Source organism: Flavobacterium psychrotrophum (genome assembly GCF_003403075.1).
GTDB lineage: Bacteria > Bacteroidota > Bacteroidia > Flavobacteriales > Flavobacteriaceae > Flavobacterium > Flavobacterium psychrotrophum.
Window position 1 is genome coordinate 2794574 of sequence record NZ_CP031557.1, and the last position, 12741, is coordinate 2807314.

Annotated in this window: 19 protein-coding genes; 5 read left to right on the forward strand and 14 right to left on the reverse strand. The window is 39.8% G+C overall.

Annotated elements, in window-relative coordinates; translation table 11 throughout:
- Window positions 1–87 precede the first annotated feature (87 nt).
- The 9 genes from ftsY to DYH63_RS12085 all read right to left on the reverse strand — a co-directional run bounded on the left by ftsY (window position 88) and on the right by DYH63_RS12085 (window position 5580).
- The gene (gene ftsY / locus DYH63_RS12045) at window positions 88–1041 is read right to left on the reverse strand and encodes a signal recognition particle-docking protein FtsY (protein ID WP_116789042.1); all 954 of its coding nucleotides are present in this window, start codon (window positions 1039–1041) and stop codon (window positions 88–90) included.
- A 96-nt stretch (window positions 1042–1137) separates the two neighbouring features.
- Window positions 1138–1290, reverse strand: a complete 153-nt coding sequence (locus DYH63_RS12050; protein ID WP_116789043.1) for a DUF4295 domain-containing protein — start codon at window positions 1288–1290, stop codon at window positions 1138–1140.
- Window positions 1291–1302: 12 nt separating this feature from the next.
- On the reverse strand, window positions 1303–1485 hold the full coding sequence (rpmG, locus tag DYH63_RS12055) for a 50S ribosomal protein L33 (protein ID WP_112087260.1): 183 nt from the start codon (window positions 1483–1485) through the stop codon (window positions 1303–1305).
- A 31-nt stretch (window positions 1486–1516) separates the two neighbouring features.
- Window positions 1517–1753: a 50S ribosomal protein L28 gene (gene rpmB, locus DYH63_RS12060; protein WP_020212604.1), complete on the reverse strand. Its 237-nt coding sequence runs from the start codon at window positions 1751–1753 to the stop codon at window positions 1517–1519.
- Window positions 1754–1832: 79 nt separating this feature from the next.
- Window positions 1833–3080 carry a CinA family nicotinamide mononucleotide deamidase-related protein gene (locus DYH63_RS12065; protein WP_116789044.1) on the reverse strand — a complete coding sequence of 416 codons (1248 nt, stop codon included), beginning with the start codon at window positions 3078–3080 and terminating at the stop codon, window positions 1833–1835.
- A gap of 2 nt (window positions 3081–3082) precedes the next feature.
- On the reverse strand, window positions 3083–3427 hold the full coding sequence (locus DYH63_RS12070; RefSeq protein ID WP_116789045.1) for an Hpt domain-containing protein: 345 nt from the start codon (window positions 3425–3427) through the stop codon (window positions 3083–3085).
- A gap of 5 nt (window positions 3428–3432) precedes the next feature.
- On the reverse strand, window positions 3433–4044 hold the full coding sequence (locus tag DYH63_RS12075) for a fumarylacetoacetate hydrolase family protein (RefSeq protein ID WP_116789046.1): 612 nt from the start codon (window positions 4042–4044) through the stop codon (window positions 3433–3435).
- 10 nt (window positions 4045–4054) lie between these two features.
- Window positions 4055–4831: a 3'-5' exonuclease gene (locus DYH63_RS12080; protein ID WP_116789047.1), complete on the reverse strand. Its 777-nt coding sequence runs from the start codon at window positions 4829–4831 to the stop codon at window positions 4055–4057.
- 101 nt (window positions 4832–4932) lie between these two features.
- A complete protein-coding gene (locus DYH63_RS12085; protein WP_116789048.1) occupies window positions 4933–5580 on the reverse strand; it encodes a M15 family metallopeptidase in 648 nt (215 codons plus the stop codon).
- A gap of 41 nt (window positions 5581–5621) precedes the next feature.
- Between DYH63_RS12085 and trhA the strand changes: the two genes are divergently transcribed.
- Entirely contained in the window at window positions 5622–6257 is a 636-nt protein-coding gene (gene trhA / locus DYH63_RS12090; RefSeq protein WP_116789049.1) for a PAQR family membrane homeostasis protein TrhA, read from the forward strand.
- Between the two features lie 252 nt (window positions 6258–6509).
- Here the strand turns inward: trhA and DYH63_RS12095 are convergent, their stop codons facing one another.
- The 3 genes from DYH63_RS12095 to DYH63_RS12105 all read right to left on the reverse strand — a co-directional run bounded on the left by DYH63_RS12095 (window position 6510) and on the right by DYH63_RS12105 (window position 8742).
- Window positions 6510–7370 carry a hypothetical protein gene (locus DYH63_RS12095; RefSeq protein ID WP_116789050.1) on the reverse strand — a complete coding sequence of 287 codons (861 nt, stop codon included), beginning with the start codon at window positions 7368–7370 and terminating at the stop codon, window positions 6510–6512.
- 30 nt (window positions 7371–7400) lie between these two features.
- Window positions 7401–8219 (reverse strand): 3-deoxy-8-phosphooctulonate synthase, encoded by an 819-nt coding sequence (gene kdsA, locus DYH63_RS12100; protein ID WP_116789051.1) that lies wholly within the window; start codon window positions 8217–8219, stop codon window positions 7401–7403.
- A gap of 70 nt (window positions 8220–8289) precedes the next feature.
- Window positions 8290–8742 (reverse strand): 2-dehydro-3-deoxyphosphooctonate aldolase, encoded by a 453-nt coding sequence (locus DYH63_RS12105; protein WP_116789052.1) that lies wholly within the window; start codon window positions 8740–8742, stop codon window positions 8290–8292.
- A 181-nt stretch (window positions 8743–8923) separates the two neighbouring features.
- Between DYH63_RS12105 and DYH63_RS12110 the strand changes: the two genes are divergently transcribed.
- The 4 genes from DYH63_RS12110 (at window position 8924) to DYH63_RS21485 (ending at window position 10877) form a co-directional block, all read left to right on the forward strand.
- The gene (locus DYH63_RS12110) at window positions 8924–9484 is read left to right on the forward strand and encodes a YeeE/YedE family protein (protein ID WP_116789053.1); all 561 of its coding nucleotides are present in this window, start codon (window positions 8924–8926) and stop codon (window positions 9482–9484) included.
- 1 nt (window position 9485) lies between these two features.
- Window positions 9486–9899: a DUF6691 family protein gene (locus DYH63_RS12115; RefSeq protein ID WP_116789054.1), complete on the forward strand. Its 414-nt coding sequence runs from the start codon at window positions 9486–9488 to the stop codon at window positions 9897–9899.
- 69 nt (window positions 9900–9968) lie between these two features.
- Window positions 9969–10322, forward strand: coding sequence for a hypothetical protein (locus DYH63_RS21480; protein ID WP_205528245.1), 354 nt, complete (start codon window positions 9969–9971; stop codon window positions 10320–10322).
- 9 nt (window positions 10323–10331) lie between these two features.
- The gene (locus tag DYH63_RS21485) at window positions 10332–10877 is read left to right on the forward strand and encodes a tetratricopeptide repeat protein (protein ID WP_205528246.1); all 546 of its coding nucleotides are present in this window, start codon (window positions 10332–10334) and stop codon (window positions 10875–10877) included.
- Window positions 10878–10879: 2 nt separating this feature from the next.
- On the opposite strand, the gene DYH63_RS12125 is transcribed toward DYH63_RS21485, so the two are convergent.
- On the reverse strand, window positions 10880–11629 hold the full coding sequence (locus DYH63_RS12125) for an alpha/beta hydrolase (RefSeq protein WP_116789055.1): 750 nt from the start codon (window positions 11627–11629) through the stop codon (window positions 10880–10882).
- 91 nt (window positions 11630–11720) lie between these two features.
- Window positions 11721–12698, reverse strand: coding sequence for an endo alpha-1,4 polygalactosaminidase (locus DYH63_RS12130; protein WP_116789056.1), 978 nt, complete (start codon window positions 12696–12698; stop codon window positions 11721–11723).
- Window positions 12699–12741 lie beyond the last annotated feature (43 nt).

A 12741-nucleotide genomic window follows, 5' to 3' on the forward strand; every position in this document is an offset into this window, starting at 1 on the left:
CAAGTAATATTTACCATATATAACAAGAAAAGCCGTGGCGGGTACCACAGCTAATATTGTAAAATGATATTATTTGCTTGTTATATTCTACTTAAAGAAAGAATCTACAAATTCATATTTGTTAAATACCTGCAAATCTTCAATACCTTCGCCTACACCTATGTATTTAACCGGTATTTTAAACTGGTCTGAAATACCTATAACAACACCACCTTTAGCAGTACCATCAAGTTTGGTAACCGCAAGGCTTGTAACCTCTGTAGCAGCGGTAAACTGTTTAGCCTGCTCAAAAGCGTTTTGGCCGGTAGAGCCATCAAGCACTAAAAGTACATCGTGAGGCGCATCATCAATAACCTTTTGCATTACGCGCTTTACCTTAGTAAGCTCGTTCATAAGGTTAACTTTATTATGAAGCCTTCCGGCAGTATCAATAATTACAACATCGGCATTTTGCTTAACAGCGCTCTGTACCGTATCAAATGCTACTGAGGCAGGGTCGCTGCCCATTTGCTGGCGTACTATAGGCACTCCTACCCTGTCTGCCCATACCTGCAATTGGTCTATTGCTGCGGCACGAAAGGTATCTGCAGCTCCAAGCACCACATTATGGCCGGCTTTTTTAAACTGGTAAGCAAGTTTGCCAATGGTAGTGGTTTTACCTACACCGTTAACACCTACAACCATTAAAACATATGGCTTTTTATTAGCCGGAATTTCAAACTCTGTAGCTTCGCCGGTATGGGTTTCGCTTAGTAAACCGCCAATCTCTTCGCGCAATATACCATTAAGTTCATCTGTACCCAAGTATTTATCGCGAGATACACGCTCTTCTATGCGCTCTATAATTTTAAGTGTGGTATTAACCCCCACATCAGATGCCACAAGTATCTCTTCAAGGTTATCCAGCACCTCATCATCTACTTTGCTTTTACCGGCAACAGCCTTAGAAAGCTTTGAAAAAAAAGAAGTCTTTGTTTTTTCAAGGCCTTTATCAAGGGTTTCCTTCTTTTCTGAAGAAAATATTTTTTTAAAGAAATTCATATACGCTACTTCGTCTTGATTTGCGGGGTAAATATAGAAAATAAAAAAGCTACTTTCGTTATCTGAAAGTAGCTTTTCTATATACTGTAAGGATAATTATTTCTTTTTAAGAAATGTATCCACTTCTTCAGGAGACATAACGCTCTCAACAAAAGTATAAGCACCAGTTTTAGGAGACTTTACCATTTTGATAGCTTTGGTTAACCTTTTAGAAGCTGTCTGTAACGTTGCTACGGTTTTCTTTGCCATGACTCAAATGAATTATTTAATTTCTTTATGAACCGTAACCTTTTTAAGGATAGGGTTGAATTTTTTTATCTCTAACCTGTCTGGGGTATTCTTCTTGTTTTTGGTAGTAATATACCTTGAAGTACCCGGAACGCCTGAAGTTTTGTGCTCAGTACATTCTAAAATAACCTGGATTCTGTTACCTTTTTTTGCCATCGTGTAATTTATTTATGAGGTGTAAACGGAATTATTTAATAAACCCGTTAGCTTTGGCCTCTTTTAAAACCGCGGCTATACCATTTTTGTTAATAGTCTTGATAGTAGAAGCTGCTACCCTTAGAGTGATCCACCTGTCTTCCTCAGGAAGATAAAAACGCTTCTTAACTAAGTTCACACTAAACTTGCGCTTAGTTTTGTTCATTGCGTGGGAAACGTTATTTCCAACCATCGCTCTTTTACCGGTAAGGGCACAAACTCTTGACATTATTTCTCGCTTTTATATCGTTATTCAAAATCAGGGTGCAAAGAAACAAAAAACTAATCAATTACGCAAACCCAAATAATTAGTTTTTTAAAATTTCCTGATAAATTAGTTCCAGTGCCTTTTCAGACGCCCTCTCTATTACCTTTTCTCGTGGTTGACCAAAGTCATATTTAAAACTGTAAACCTTTGACGGTGTTGCAATTCCTATAAATACCGTACCTACATCGGCAGCGGCATCGCCCTTTGAAGGCCCTGCATTTCCGGTAGTAGAAACTGCATAATCTGTATCAAATATTTTTTTAGCACGCAGTGCCATAACCTCCGCAACCTTAGCACTAACCGGGCTGTATATATCTATAAGCTGCTGTTCTATACCTAAAATATTTACTTTGCTTTGTGTAGCATAAGTAACAGCACTGCCTTTAAAGTAAGCCGAAGCACCGGCAACACCTGTAAAGAGAGAAGCTACCCTGCCGCCTGTACAACTTTCGGCAGCCGCTACGGTAAGCCCTTTGTCGCGCAGCATTTTACCCAGCACTACCTCCATAGATTCATCTTCGTTCAGGCCTACAATAATATCACTAATTATAGCCTGTAGTTTTGTAATTTCATGCTCAAGCGCCAGTAACAGCGAAGCCTCATCTGCACCATGTGCACTAAGACGTAAACGCACTTTACCGGGACTTGGCAGGTATGCCAGTTTTATAAATGGCGGCAAATTATCTTCCCAGTCAGCAATACGTTCTGCAACAAGGCTTTCACCCTGCCCGTAGGTCATTATTGTACGATGGATGATGTACGGCCTTTCGTAAGCTTCTACAATCCTGGGAATAACTTCATTATCTATAAGATATTTCATTTCATAAGGCACGCCCGGCAGCGATATAAAAACCGTATCGGCCTTTTTTATCCACATACCCGGGGCAGTACCCACCTCATTGTGCAGCACAGTAGCTTTAGACGGCAGCAATGCCTGATCTTTGTTCATTTGGCTGGCGGGGCGGCTCATAGCCTTTTCAATAAGTTTTACAACGTGTGCTTCAACATCTTCATTACGTACCAGATGGTCATCAAAATATTCGCAAAAAGTAGTTTTTGTAATATCATCTTTTGTAGGACCAAGGCCACCTGTAAAAATCACGACTTCTACCCTGTTTTGCAAAAATGCCATAGTATCCAGTATATGGCGGCGATCGTCGCTTATCGACATCATTTCAGAAACACTTACACCTATCCTGTCCAGCGCCTTAGCCATATAAGCCGAATTAGTATCGGTTATCTGGCCTATAAGTATTTCATCTCCTATGGTTACTATAGCTGCTTTCATAATTACAGGTTATAATTTTTCTTTACTTCTTTAAGCGTGTTTGCAACATGCTCTTTAAGACTCCTTACAACATCTCTTATTTCCTTGCGCCTGCCTTCGGCTTTTGCCCATTTTTCAATAGCAAGTATATCGTCATACGCAAGATCCATACCCAGCAAATCCAGCGTAGGTTTTATTTTATGGGCAGCATGATACACCCTGTTATGGTCTTTATCTTCAAGGCCTGTTTTAATATTTTTTACCTCAACAGGAACCTCTTCGGTAAAAAGAGTTACAATTTGTTTTGCAAATTCTTCATCATTATCAGAAATCGCATATACTTTTGATAAGTTGTAATGTAATGCCATATCTATTACTTAACCTGTATCTTAAATAGTTGTTTTCCTTCTAAAAAGCCTTCCAGCACATCGCCGGCGGCTACCGGGCCTACCCCTTCGGGCGTGCCTGTAAAAAGCACATCGCCGGTGCGCAGCGTAAAGTATTTTGAAACCTCAGCAATTAGCTCGTCTATCTTCCAGAGCATAAATTGTGCATTACTTTTTTGAACAGTATCACCATTTTTATGCAGTTCAAAATTAATATCATCTACAGATGTATAATTGGTTTTTGGCACAAAATCGCCAATAACCGCAGAACCATCAAAAGCTTTTGCCTTTTCCCACGGCAGGCCTTTAGCTTTAAGGGCATCCTGAAGGTCGCGTGCGGTAAAGTCTATACCTACACTTATCTCATCATAATACTTATGTGCAAACGTAGGCTCTATATACTTGCCTACTTTATTGATCTTTACAATAAGTTCAATTTCATAATGCACATCAGTAGTAAACTCCGGTATTACAAATGGAAACTGCTTTTGTAAAAGCGCCGAATCGGGCTTCATAAAAATAACCGGTTCAGAAGGGCGCTCATTATTAAGCTCCTCTATATGGTTTACATAGTTCCTGCCAATGCAAATAATTTTCATAGTACGAAGCTTATGCTAATTTATTATTTAATTTCCTGAGTTTTATAGCCGTCAGTACTTTTTTAGTATACAGCGGAAAATCAGCACTCTGAAACCATCCGTAGTAACCCGGCTCCTGCTGCAGCACCTGCTCTACCTTTACGTTTTTAAATTTGCCAAAGGTAAACACCTCCTGGCCCGCATCATCAAGCGCTATAAAACCGGCAAAGTCTACCGCCTTTTTACGTGTAGTATATTCTGATAGCAAACGCATATCATTCTCAAGGTCTTCATAACGGTCTAGCTGCGACTTCAAAATTTCGTAAGTAGCATTTGTATCTGCTGCTGCTGTATGGGCATTTTCCAGCACCTGCCCGCAGTAAAATTTATACGCAGCACTCAGGGTACGCTCTTCCTTTTTATGGAATATGGTCTGTACATCTACAGATACCCGGTTCTTCATGTCAAAATCTACGCCGGCACGCAACATCTCTTCAGCCAGCAGCGGTATATCAAAACGGTCAGAATTATATCCTGCAAGGTCGGCATCCTTTATCATAGTATATATCTGCGTAGAGAGTTGTTTAAAAGTAGGCTCATTTGCCACTTTCTCATCAGTAATACCATGAAAAGCAATGGTAGCAACGGGTATCGTCCTTTCCGGATTTACCAGCCAGGTGCGGCTTTCCTTATTTCCGTTTGGGTAAACTTTTAAGATTGATATTTCTACAATACGGTCTTTCGTAATGTCTGTACCTGTAGTTTCAAGATCGAAAAAACAGATGGGGCGGTGTAGTTTCAGTTCCATTATAATGCTTTGTGCTATTACAAATATAGCGGTACAAAATTATAAAAAGAACATTAGCTGCGTGTATTTACGGTTAAAATTGCAAATTAATTAAAGGCAAATTAGTTACAGTCCCATATATAGTCAGATGTTTCGTATGTTTTTTGTTTGTAGTCAAAATGCCACCACTCATAAGGGTAAATACTAAAACCGGCTTTGGTCATTATCTTAGCCAGCAGCCTGCGGTTTTTACGTGCTTTGCGGGATATATCTTTATAGTCAGGATGCGACACCTCGCTAAAATCGTCAAAAGCCCCACCCATATCAAGCAAATTACCATCGGCATCTGCCAAAGAAATATCTATAGCCCTGCCCCTGTTGTGGTTACTTCCTTTACCGGGCTTGGCCACATACTTAGGGTTATTTACAATTTCATACATTTTATACTGAATGGGATACGGGCGATAACAGTCAAAAATTACCAGCCTTAGCTCTTTTTCAGCAGCAAGTGCATTTGCTTTATCAAGCGCCACTGCAACCTCAGGTCGCAGCAGGCAACGCGCACAGGGATATACTTTTTGGTGCATAAAGTTGGCTGTATCTGCATATGCCATTTTATTAATAACGCCGTCAGCCTCAAATTTCACCTCAGACCACTCTGTAGATAACGAATCGATAATGCTTGTCTGTTCTTGCGCTGCGGCAGTAATACTGGTTACAAATAACAAAAACAATAACCTGAGGCACGTGATGGTATAAATTTTGAGCATATTCAAATATAAGAATTTGTACCTTTATAAAAAGTATTGCCATGCCAAAAAAGAACCGCAAACAAGAGGAACTCTGGAACACCATAAGCCATGGTACCGGTGCGGCACTATCTGTAGCGGCACTTGTAGCTATGGTTGTATACAGCGCATTATATGGTACCGCCATACACCTTGCGGCATCTATTGTTTTTGGCAGCAGCCTTATTTTGCTCTATACAGCATCTACTGTTTACCATGCAGCATGGAAACTAAAATGGAAACGCATACTACAGCGCATAGACCACCTGTGCATTTATGTTTTGATAGCGGGAACATATACACCCGTTGCACTACTGGGACTAAAAGACACCTGGGGCTGGGCAATATTTGGGTTTATATGGGCCTTTGCCATTGCAGGGTTTATCTTTAAATTTTCGCCCCTGCGAAAAAATGAAAAGCTGTCCCTTACCTTATACGGGCTTATGGGCTGGCTTATTATTGTTGCCATAAAACCATTAATAAGCAGTGTGGCTCCGGGTATGCTGTATTATCTGTTAGGTGGAGGTTTATGTTATACTTTCGGCATCTACTTTTATGCCAAAGAAAAAATCCCGTATAACCATACCATCTGGCATATGTTTGTACTGGGTGGCAGTGCGCTGCACTTTGCGGGTATTTTTATATACCTCATTCCATAAAATCAACAATACATAAATCGTAACTTATACAAAATGAAAATATAATATAGTTCAAATATTTTTTCTCGCAAAGACACAAAGGCGCAAAGCTTTACTCTCATCAAGTACCGACACAAGCGACTGATAAGCCGCAAAGCTTGGCTCCTTGGTGTGATATCTAAATCATTTGACTACACTAAATATGCAGATAGTATTAATATCAGGATTAAAAGCATAAAAAAAGCGCGATACCTAAATACCGCGCTTTGCTTATTATAATTTAAAGATTCCGCCAAATACTATCATCCGCTGAAAGTAGGTGAAGTGTTGCGAAGCCTTGTCTGCTCCCTGGTAGGTAGTACGAATGTCATTCATGTTAATGTATCCGCTTTTAAGTTCTCCCAGTATAAAAAAGTGCTTAAAGAAGGTAATGTTAATACCTGCTTCTGCCGCTACTCCAAACCCTGAAATATGAAAATCATCATGGCGTTGCTTACCCAGTACCATGGCATTAGTTTTAGGATATAAAACCCCGCCATAAACTCCTTCGGTAAGATTAATTTGTATTATATCGGTATTTGTAATGCCTAGATATTTAGAAAAATCATCCATTCTTGATATACCGGCATTAATAAAATTAAGGCCATCAGTATGTTCAAACGTAAGAAAATCTTCCGTCATCTGTACCGGTATGTTGTTATAGATACCGTTAAACGCTGCACCGGGCTGGTCTAAAGGCTGATCAATATAGCCGTTTACATTAACAGTCTGGTTTTGCGTCATTACATATTTCATGTGGTCTAAACCAACAGCTATACTGTAATGATCATTAATATAATACCCCATCCTGAAGTTGGTCTGCGGAATGGTCATCTTGGTTGGGTTTACATAGTCCATATGCCAGCCCTTGGGCTTGTCATGGGCTGCTACATTGTTAAGGGTAAAATTATACCCGTTACCGGTAAAGTTAATATCTGATTCAGAAAAACTTGCACGGTTACCGCCCCAGTAAACAAAGAACTTTCCTTTATTGTGAGCTGTGTATTTTTCAGGACTTGCAGGCACTTGCTGCGCAAAGGTGTACTGTGAAAAAATACAAAAAGTTAGTACAACCTTTAGCCAAGGTTGTTTCATTAGGGTAATTTGTGATGTGTGTATAAAAAATTAAAATTGATTTATTGTTCTCCTTATGGCGGTTAGTTTTTCCATAAGGCCTTCAAAATAGTCAAGGTGCAGCATATTTGCGCCATCGCTTTTGGCATTGGCAGGGTCAAAATGTGTTTCTATAAAAATACCATCTACACCGGTGGCTATGCCGGCGCGGGCAATAGTTTCGATCATATCTGGCCTTCCTCCGGTAACGCCTGCTACCTGGTTAGGCTGCTGTAGCGAGTGTGTAACATCTAACACCGTAGTAGCAAAATCTCTCATGGTAGGTATACCCCTAAAGTCTACCACCATATCCTGGTAACCAAACATAGTACCACGGTCTGTAACCATTACTTTATCGTTACTGCTGTCAAGCACTTTTTGCACAGCGTGCTTCATGCTCTCAGGGCTCATAAACTGGCCTTTTTTAAGGTTTACAGTACGCCCGGTTTCAGCAGCTGCCACTACAAGGTCGGTCTGCCTTACAAGAAACGCCGGTATTTGCAGTACATCTACATACTGGGCTGCCATCAGGGCATCTTCGTTAGTATGGATGTCTGTAACGGTAGGTACGCCAAAGGTTTCAGACACTTTACGCAATACCTTAAGGGCTTTTTCATCGCCTATACCCGTAAAGCTGTCTACACGGCTGCGGTTGGCTTTTTTAAACGATCCTTTAAAAACATAAGGTATTTGCAGCCTGTCGGTTACTTTTACAATATGCTCAGCAATGCGCAGCGCCATTTCTTCTCCTTCTATGGCACATGGGCCTGCAAGTAGAAAAAAGTTGCCGCTATCGGTATTCTTTATTTGGGGGATGTTTTGTAAGTTCATTTCAGAGTTTTAAAATGTGGTGCAAAGATAAAAAGAAAAAGCCTTCTAATTGCAGAAGGCTGTGGTGTAATTATAGTACTTTTCGTATGCCAAAATCTTTAGGTGCCATTACCTTACCTTTTTCATACAGGTTAATATAAATTATCTTAGGTTTGGCAAGTCCTTCCCAAGTAACTTCATAAATATCAAGCAGGCCGGCACCCATATCAAACTTCTTGGTAGGGAATGGGCAGCACGAATCTGTTTTTTTATACTCCAGCTTTTCCCCGTTAGGGCCGCTAAGTGCTCCAAAAAAGCGTTTCACGTTAATTTCTGCCGCACTGTAGGGCATAAAACCAAGGTTAACAGGGTAATCCTGGTTATAACCATATTTTTTATCGGAAGCCGTTTCGGTAATTACAAAAGTCTTTTCTTTAGTAAGTCCCGGCATTACGGCGGTATCATCTATGTTTTGTATCGTGTTTTTTGTGCTTACACAGGCTGTCGCCATTATTAATATGCCCAATAGAAGGAGCTTTTTCATAGTAGGTTGAATTTTAATTCAAAAATAATAAAATTATGGTGAATAATGGAACGCGGATTACATGGATGCTTCGCAAGCGCAGATTTTAAAACCTGGCAGTAAAAAATCTGCGGGCATCCGCTCAATCCGCGTCATCTGCGTTCCATATTATTTGTTATTTTTGCAATCAAATATTACAATTATGTATAGCTTTTACGGAACCTGGCCGTGGTATGTGTCAGGCTTTTTAATAGGATCGGTCATGTTACTACTGGTTTTCTTTGGCAAAACCTTTGGTATGAGCAGCAACCTGCGCACTATGTGCAGCATTATGGGAGCAGGTAAAACATCTGACTTTTTCCGATTTGACTGGAAAGCCCAGCGCTGGAATTTAGTAGTGGTACTTGGTGCCATGATAGGTGGCTTTATAGCAACACATTATTTAAGCGACGGATCTGGGGTGGTGCTTAATCCTAAAACAGTTACCGAACTTAGCCTGATACATATTGATGAGCCTAACGGAAAATTACTACCGGATGCGCTAACCAGTGCAGAAGCGTTACAATCGCCTAAAGTATTGGGCATATTATTGCTTGGTGGTTTGCTCGTAGGTTTTGGCACACGCTATGCCGGTGGTTGTACATCCGGGCACGCCATTACCGGATTAAGCAATTTACAGTTACCCAGCCTTATTGCGGTAATAGGTTTTTTTATTGGCGGATTGATAATGTCGTGGCTGTTGCTGCCCCTAATTTTAAAGTAAGATGAAGTTTATAAAATATTTACTGGTAGGCATATTGTTTGGCATTGTACTAACCAAATCTGAGGCCGTGTCGTGGTACAGAATCTATGAAATGTTTCACTTTCAGTCCTTTCATATGTATGGTATAATAGGTACTGCTGTAGTAGTAGGTACTCTTGGTATTCAGCTTTTTAAAAGAAGTAAACTTAAAGATATTAACGGTGAACCCATAGTATTACAGGATAAAGAAAAGCGTTTTACAAGCTACTTTGTAGGCGGTATTATCTTTGGCTTAGGCTGGGGACTGGTAGGCACCTGCCCCGGGCCAATTTTTATACTGATAGGCTCAGGCTTTATGGGCATAGGCATTGTACTTATAGGTGCATTACTTGGCACCTGGGTATATGGCTTGCTAAAAAACAAACTACCACATTAAACCGATATGGAGGTTTTTTTAATCCTCTTCTTTATTTATAAAATTACCAACCAAACCAGATTGTACATCATGAAAAAAGTACTTGTGTTATTAATGATGTTTACGATGTCAGTAAAAGCACAGAATACAATGGGAAATACTTATTTTACATGGAACGATTTTACTGAAAACTTTGGTAAGGAAATGGTTTCTGCTGAGGATGTTCATACCAGCATGGTTAAAAGCGGTTTAAAAGAGAATGCTCTAACGGTTATGGATTTTACATTCATATCTGATAAAAAAGAAAACCTTGAAAAATTGGCGGAGTTTCTTCATAAGCATTATCCTTACAAAATTGAAAGTATAAAGCGTAATGAAGATGTGTGGGAAATTAATGGAATAACAAACGCAATCCCTGTTACAGCAGATAATATGCTTTTTTAGGCATTAGACATGTATAAAAGAGGATATGAATTTGACGCAAGACTTGATTCCTATGGAGGCCTTAGTGGTTCTAAAAATTTTCCTAACTTAGAGAAATCTCAAGAGGATATATATTTTGAAAGTGGCATCAGTTGTTATGATAAAGGTGATCTTAGTGGGGCAATTATTAACTGGTCACTTACATTGGCTATAAATCCTAAAGAACCAAATGCTTATTATTCAAGGGCTATTGTTAAAGCAGAACTATATACATGGAAAGCTGCTCTTAATGATTATAATAAAGCGATTGAATTAGCGCCTGACTTCACGAGTGCATTAGTAAACAGAGGTAGTCTTAAAGATGACAATGGTGATTATATGGGTGCTGTACAGGACTATAATACCGCACTGAAAGTTAAACATTTAGACATTGAACAAGAAGAGATGATTTATTTTAACAGGGGTAACTCAAAATATAATCTAAAGGACAGGAAAGGCGCATGTACAGATTGGCAAAAAGCATATAAATTAGGTTCAACAGACGCTAAAGATAAACTTGATAAATATTGTAATTAACACTAAACCTGCATCAGCCAGCGGTATGCTTCAGGAAATGCTTTGCGCCAAAGCTTTTCGTTATGGTGCCCGTTGTGAATGATCCGTTTTTGTATCTGGCGGGCATTAGCAACACGTTCTAAGATCAACTGTTCCATTCGTTCCAGGTCGGGTATCATGGCGGTACTCTCATGATCGCCCGCCATTAAATATATGCGGCCTTCAATTTTATCAACGCTTTCTATAAAGGTATATATCTCTTCGCTAAACCAAAACGATGGCGAAAACACTCCTGAATTGCCAAAAACCTCAGGATATTTTAGCAAAGCGTAAAAGGAAATCAATCCACCTACCGAACTCCCAAAAATAGTAGTTTGCGACTTATCTTTCAGCGTATTATAATGGCTGTCAACATATGGCTTTAAGGCATTAACCATAAAATCAAGATAATCATCGGCATGGCCACCACCGTGGGTATCATTAGGATATGGCGTCATTTCGTCAATACGGTGCTTATCACCGCCGTGTGCTATACCTATAATAATGGCTTCGCTATGCAGGTCATTCAGTTTCTCCTCAATATGCCATTCATGATTATTAGTTTCAGGCTGCGCAAAAACATTTTGCCCATCGTGCATGTATATTACAGGATACCCTAAGTTATTGGCATCATATCCCGCAGGCAGGTAAACCCAAATGTTTTTATCCCCATGCAGTTGCGGCGCTGCTATGGTAAATTCTTCAACGGTACCTTTTTCTGTAATTGTTTTCATGGTTTTGTAATCAAGTAATAACAAACCTAATAATACTATCCGGAAAACTATGCTAAAGGTTCGCTAAATAAGAGATACCATTATGTCCGACTTAATTCTCAAAATACTCAAACGCATCGATAATGTCAAGGTACACCCCGTCAAAACCTGCCGCTGTTATTTTATCAAGATATGAGTCGCTGTTTTTGTAAATGATATCCTGCCAGTCCTGGTTCCAGTATTTTACTTTATAGTTGCCCGGCCAGTCCGGATTTTCGGCAGCGATCCAGTCCGGCTTGTCCGAATTCCACAAGTTTTTCCAATAGTAGCGGTAATCTTCAGCCTCACCTATAGACATATAGCATATAACCATACGTGTACCACCATTAGCCTTATGTCTTAATTGTACAATTTCCTGAGCAGTAAACTGCTCTTCATTAAAAAACAGGTCAATAATAACAGCATCATAATTAGTAGCTGTTACTGCCCTGATAAAATCAGCCTTAGTGGCTAAATTCTCAGGGTTGATAAAGAATATAAAATTCTTTACATCAGATAACTTTGTAATGTTATTACTGTTTACATTATGTGGCGCAGTGCCGGGTATTACGGTAAGGTTACGATCTGGCGCGGCATAAGAAACATATCCCGAAGCCTGGTTGGCGGTATAAGAAGCCGTCATTTTTGAGGCCGTGCTGCAATAATCTGTAACCAGTATGGTGTTGCCCGCATTTTTAGAAATGTTCAGAAAACTTTTCAGGTAATTTGTCGTAGCAGTGTTTGTTGCCTTATCGTCACTATCATAGCCGTACAGCAAATCTTCCTGCCCGTTACCATCTATGGCATCTAGATAAGCCGTTGCCGGGCTTCCACCCTCTTCTCCGGTGCTGCTTACCAGCTCAATGCCGTTTTGCGGAATCACAGCAAAATTAGGATTAGCTGTTTTTGCCTTTTGGCTGATGCCGATAACAAAATCGCGCATATCCTGCTTAAAATCCCTGTCTTCAGGTGTATTGCTATTGTTACTATCATCGCTTTTGCTGCATCCTGTAAGCAGGGCTATAAATATTACTAAAATTGTTGCTTTCATTTTTGGGGCGTTTTATAACATAACTCAGGCAAAGGTAGCTTTA

What these genes read in the sequence shown, in the direction of transcription:
- ftsY (WP_116789042.1), bottom strand. Translation starts at nt 1,041, where the DNA reads ATGAATTTCTTTAAAAAAATATTTTCTTCAGAAAAGAAGGAAACCCTT.
- DYH63_RS12050 (WP_116789043.1), bottom strand. Translation starts at nt 1,290, where the DNA reads ATGGCAAAGAAAACCGTAGCAACGTTACAGACAGCTTCTAAAAGGTTA.
- rpmG (WP_112087260.1), bottom strand. Translation starts at nt 1,485, where the DNA reads ATGGCAAAAAAAGGTAACAGAATCCAGGTTATTTTAGAATGTACTGAG.
- rpmB (WP_020212604.1), bottom strand. Translation starts at nt 1,753, where the DNA reads ATGTCAAGAGTTTGTGCCCTTACCGGTAAAAGAGCGATGGTTGGAAAT.
- DYH63_RS12065 (WP_116789044.1), bottom strand. Translation starts at nt 3,080, where the DNA reads ATGAAAGCAGCTATAGTAACCATAGGAGATGAAATACTTATAGGCCAG.
- DYH63_RS12070 (WP_116789045.1), bottom strand. Translation starts at nt 3,427, where the DNA reads ATGGCATTACATTACAACTTATCAAAAGTATATGCGATTTCTGATAAT.
- DYH63_RS12075 (WP_116789046.1), bottom strand. Translation starts at nt 4,044, where the DNA reads ATGAAAATTATTTGCATTGGCAGGAACTATGTAAACCATATAGAGGAG.
- DYH63_RS12080 (WP_116789047.1), bottom strand. Translation starts at nt 4,831, where the DNA reads ATGGAACTGAAACTACACCGCCCCATCTGTTTTTTCGATCTTGAAACT.
- DYH63_RS12085 (WP_116789048.1), bottom strand. Translation starts at nt 5,580, where the DNA reads ATGCTCAAAATTTATACCATCACGTGCCTCAGGTTATTGTTTTTGTTA.
- trhA (WP_116789049.1), top strand. Translation starts at nt 5,622, where the DNA reads ATGCCAAAAAAGAACCGCAAACAAGAGGAACTCTGGAACACCATAAGC.
- DYH63_RS12095 (WP_116789050.1), bottom strand. Translation starts at nt 7,370, where the DNA reads ATGAAACAACCTTGGCTAAAGGTTGTACTAACTTTTTGTATTTTTTCA.
- kdsA (WP_116789051.1), bottom strand. Translation starts at nt 8,219, where the DNA reads ATGAACTTACAAAACATCCCCCAAATAAAGAATACCGATAGCGGCAAC.
- DYH63_RS12105 (WP_116789052.1), bottom strand. Translation starts at nt 8,742, where the DNA reads ATGAAAAAGCTCCTTCTATTGGGCATATTAATAATGGCGACAGCCTGT.
- DYH63_RS12110 (WP_116789053.1), top strand. Translation starts at nt 8,924, where the DNA reads ATGTATAGCTTTTACGGAACCTGGCCGTGGTATGTGTCAGGCTTTTTA.
- DYH63_RS12115 (WP_116789054.1), top strand. Translation starts at nt 9,486, where the DNA reads ATGAAGTTTATAAAATATTTACTGGTAGGCATATTGTTTGGCATTGTA.
- DYH63_RS21480 (WP_205528245.1), top strand. Translation starts at nt 9,969, where the DNA reads ATGAAAAAAGTACTTGTGTTATTAATGATGTTTACGATGTCAGTAAAA.
- DYH63_RS21485 (WP_205528246.1), top strand. Translation starts at nt 10,332, where the DNA reads ATGTATAAAAGAGGATATGAATTTGACGCAAGACTTGATTCCTATGGA.
- DYH63_RS12125 (WP_116789055.1), bottom strand. Translation starts at nt 11,629, where the DNA reads ATGAAAACAATTACAGAAAAAGGTACCGTTGAAGAATTTACCATAGCA.
- DYH63_RS12130 (WP_116789056.1), bottom strand. Translation starts at nt 12,698, where the DNA reads ATGAAAGCAACAATTTTAGTAATATTTATAGCCCTGCTTACAGGATGC.